Genomic DNA, 3,509 nt, shown 5'->3' on the forward strand with positions numbered 1-3,509 from the left:
CATCGGGTCGCAGCCGGGTCGCCAGGTCGAGCGCTTCGAGCCCGTCTGCCGCTTCCCCCACGACCTCGAGATCGGGTTGCGCGCCGAGGATCATCACCAGCCCGGTCCGGACCAAGTCCTGGTCGTCGGCGACGACAACGCGGATGCTCATGCCAGCGGCTCCGCCGGCAGCACGGCCTCGACCACCCAGCCACCCTCCGGCCCCGGCCCCGCGGAGAGCGATCCGCCGAGGAGCTGGGCGCGTTCGGCCATGCCCAGCAGGCCGAACCCAGGCTCCGGGGCTGGTCCCGGCTCGATCTGTCCATCGTCGCTGACACGCAGCCTGACGGCGTCACCCTCCCGGCGTACGTCGATCCCGACGCGGGTCGCGCTCCGCGCGTGCCGTACGGCGTTGGTCAGTGACTCCTGCGCAAGCCGGTAGAGCGCAGCGTCCACGGGGCGTGCCAGCCGGGTTGACGAACCGTCCAGCGAGACTTCGACGGTGGGTGTCGCGTCGGCGCGCGCCAGCGCAGGCAGGTCCGCGACACCCCTCGGCGGTGAGTAGGTGACCGCTTCCTCCTCACGCAGCACCCGCACCATGGATCTCATCTCCGCAAGGGTCGACGACGCTTCGGACTCGATCGCGGCCAGGATCTCGGCAGCCTTCTCCGGCTGGATGCCGGCGACCACGCCACCGGCCTGCGCCTGCACCGCGATGGCCGAGACGTGGTGGGCCACGATGTCGTGCAGCTCGCGCGCCAATGCCACCCGCTCCTGATTGCGGATCTCGCGCTGTTGGCGATGCCAGAGGTCTGCGCGGTAGCGGAACACCGCCGCGAGGGCGACGAACAACAGCACGAGGACGCTTCCGCCGAAAACGTCGGCCCAGCCGACGGAGGATGCGTACATCCCCAGCGCGACGACGAAGGTCACGAACGCCGTCCCCAGGACAATCTCCCGTCCCGAGCCCCACCGCACCAGGGAGTAGAGCAGGATCAGCACGGCCATCATGGAGTAGAGGCCGAGGTCCCCGGCGTGCGCAGTCAGCTGGAGGACCGAGAGCAGCCCGGCGACGCTCCACCCGACCAGGGCGGCTGTCAGAGGGCGGTCCCGCCGCCAGAGCAGGGCAGGAATCAGCGCCAGGGCGAGCACCGTGACAACGGGTCGCCAGGTCAAGCCCGGCCAGACGATGCCCTCGACCACGGCCGCGGCCGCGAACACTCCCACCAGCAGCCAGTCGAGACGACCGACGGGTGGGGCGTCAGCAGGCCGCGGCTCGTGCCAGAGGGAGCGCCGGACAGTGACCACGGGCCCAGCCTAGGGATCCGCGCGCCTCGGCGTACCCGCCGAAAGTACGAGCGAGAGACCATGCCATCGGCCAGGTGAACTCCGGCCTCCGGACCGAGGCGCCCGCCGCCGGGCTCAGCGAGCGTGGACCTACCGATCCGCACCACACCAACGGAGCCCATGATGAGAAAGCGTCAACCCACCACCGCGGCGCTGGAAGACCAGCCGATCCCGGTGAGAGTCAAGCTCGCCGCAGCGTGGACAAGCCTCATGTTCCTGTACGCCTACGTGGACATTCTGAACTTCTTCACGCCCGGCGTCGTCGACGACATCCTTGACGGCAGGGTCTTCGAGTTCGACCTCTCTCAGACCTTTTCGACCGCGGCGCTGACCCTCATGGCCTTCCCGATCTTCATGGTCGTGCTGTCGACGACGCTGCCGGCCCGGGCGAACCGTATCGCGAACCTCGTCGTGGCCGCGGTCTACGTCCCCGTCACGGCGTTCAACGTGGCAGGCGAGTCCTGGCTGTACTTCTTCGGCCTTGGCGTCGTCCTGGAGCTGATTCTTCTCGCCCTCATCGTCCGGTTGGCCTGGACCTGGCCCCGCACGGCATCGTCGGCGACCACCCCGGACCGTGGAACGGCTCGCGCCCAGCAGCACGCGTGAGCCATGAGCAGTCCCGTCGTGCCAGCGGCGGGACGGGATCGCTCGACCAGCGGGGGCGTACGACGAAGGCCAGGCATCATCGTGATGCCTGGCCTTCGTGGGTGGTGCGCCGTCAAGGACTCCAACCCCGAACCGGTGATGCTCGATCGGTTGAGCATGAGCCGGAGGTTCCGTGTCTGCGGCGCGTCGCACGCTCCGGTGCGCAAGGTCGATTGCGGCGACAAGACGCGCCCGATGGCAAGGAAGCACTGGTCGCGGCATCAGCGCGTCGCTGAACACCGCACGTTTGCGGGCGCCCGCGTCGATGTGGAACATCGATCTCGCCACGCGAGCACATTTTGGCAGTCGACTCGTCGGCCCAACTCTCGGTCCCTACTCGTCTTGCATGCCGACTCGCTCGGATGAGGTCATGAACTCTGCCCACGGCTGACCCGTACGGGCGATACAAAGGGGGACCCAACAACAGGAGTGAGACCCTTGTTCAAGATACCCGTCGCCCTCTTGGCAGCCCTCGCCTTGATGGTGGGCCTGGCCGGAACCGCGAATGCAACGGACACCAGCGAGCTCGGCCGTGAGGCAAAGAAGGCGTTCGTGAAGCCTTCCGGAGACCTCGTGGCGAGTGGCGTGGCCGGGACGGCGCTGTACTCCGACGTCAGCCTGGGCAACTTCACGCTTCCGCGCTCGGGGAGTGTGACCCGCAGTGCCACCTACTGGGTCGCGCCTGACAATGACTGGCTGTTGTCCTACGAGGTCTACGACGGTAACGACAACCTCGTGTCGACTGGGGAGGTGAGCAGCCTCTACGGTGACGCGCCATCGGGGTCGATCCCGCTGACCTTCTCGGCATCGGCGGTAACGGGCACCTGGACAGTGCTCTGGGGTTACGCGGAGTACCTCCCTGAGAGCGACGACTATTACACCGAGGGCGACTACAACTTCTTCGCCGTTAACCGTCAGGCCGCGCCGGCCCCGACCGCGAAGAAGCCCGGCGCGCCGCGGTCGCTGAAGGTTTCCAGTCAGGTCGACGCAAAGAAGCGGAAGGTCTCGTGGGCGGCTCCGTCGAGCAACGGTGGCGCGGGTATCCAGGGCTACCAGATCATGGTGAGGAAGGGCAGCAAGACGCTGTACACCAAGAACGTCGCGGCATCGCGGCGCTCGTTCAAGGTTCCCCGCCGCCTGCTCCACAACGGCAAGGATCGGGTCTATGTGAAGGCCCGCAACCGTGTCGGGTTCGGCTCGAACGCTGCCCGCTCCTTCAAGGTGAAGAAGCCCGTCAAGGCGTACTCGCGATGCTCAGCACTTGCTAAGGACTACCCGCGCGGGGTCGCCCGCTCGGCGTCTGCGGCTCGCAAGCACAGCGATGGCGCCGAGGTGTTCGCCAGGGTCTACCGCCTAAATGCCAAGAGGGACAGGGACAAGGACGGCGTCGCCTGCGAGCGCTGACGTCAGTCTGATCGGCGGGGGGGCCGCGGGGCGAGGACAGGCCGGGCCACCCCAATGGTTGAGAAGAAGATTGGGGGGGCGTTGGCGGGGGTGGGGGGGGGGGGGGGCGCGGGAAAAACCCGGGGGGTTTAGGG

Annotated in this window: 3 protein-coding genes and 1 pseudogene; 2 read left to right on the top strand and 2 right to left on the bottom strand. The window is 67.8% G+C overall.

Going from position 1 to position 3,509, the window contains the following annotated elements; genetic code table 11:
* Both PV363_RS16650 and PV363_RS16655 read right to left on the bottom strand, forming a co-directional pair.
* Positions 1-151 (bottom strand): annotated as a pseudogene (locus tag PV363_RS16650) (DNA-binding response regulator); the annotation flags it as partial.
* On the bottom strand, positions 148-1,287 hold the full coding sequence (locus PV363_RS16655; RefSeq protein ID WP_301022933.1) for a sensor histidine kinase: 1,140 nt from the start codon (positions 1,285-1,287) through the stop codon (positions 148-150). The gene PV363_RS16655 and the pseudogene PV363_RS16650, both read right to left, overlap by 4 nt.
* Positions 1,288-1,410: 123 nt before the next feature.
* Here PV363_RS16655 and PV363_RS16660 point away from each other — a divergent pair, with 123 nt between their 5' ends.
* Complete coding sequence (locus PV363_RS16660; RefSeq protein WP_301022934.1) at positions 1,411-1,932, top strand: DUF6326 family protein; 522 nt, start codon at positions 1,411-1,413, stop codon at positions 1,930-1,932.
* 477 nt (positions 1,933-2,409) lie between these two features.
* Positions 2,410-3,375 carry an excalibur calcium-binding domain-containing protein gene (locus tag PV363_RS16665; protein WP_301022935.1) on the top strand — a complete coding sequence of 322 codons (966 nt, stop codon included), beginning with the start codon at positions 2,410-2,412 and terminating at the stop codon, positions 3,373-3,375.
* Positions 3,376-3,509 lie beyond the last annotated feature (134 nt).

Origin of the sequence: Mumia sp. (assembly GCF_028803055.1) — a bacterium.
Taxonomy (GTDB): domain Bacteria; phylum Actinomycetota; class Actinomycetes; order Propionibacteriales; family Nocardioidaceae; genus Mumia.